The organism is Geobacillus sp. ZGt-1 (genome assembly GCF_001026865.1).
Classification (GTDB): domain Bacteria; phylum Bacillota; class Bacilli; order Bacillales; family Anoxybacillaceae; genus Geobacillus; species Geobacillus thermoleovorans.
Genome location: NZ_LDPD01000023.1, coordinates 42091 through 42329 on the forward strand (window position 1 = coordinate 42091; position 239 = coordinate 42329).

1 tRNA gene is annotated in these 239 nt (G+C 39.7%); it reads right to left on the reverse strand.

Going from position 1 to position 239, the window contains the following annotated elements:
- Positions 1–164: 164 nt before the first annotated feature.
- Positions 165–238: transfer RNA gene (locus tag VU18_RS08915), tRNA-Arg, on the reverse strand.
- Position 239 lies beyond the last annotated feature (1 nt).

A 239-nucleotide genomic window follows, 5' to 3' on the forward strand; every position in this document is an offset into this window, starting at 1 on the left:
ATGGGAATCGAACCCACGACTTCAGCTTGGGAAGCTGAGGTTTTACCATTAAACTACACCCGCATGATCAATATCATTAGGACTTGTCTTAGAAACGACTGCAATAAAAATATAATCGCTAATTGTTTTTTTGTCAATATCTTTTTTTGAAGTTAGTTAATAAACGCGCTCGAGAGGATTCGAACCCCTAACCTTCTGATCCGTAGTCAGATGCTCTATCCAATTGAGCTACGAGCGCA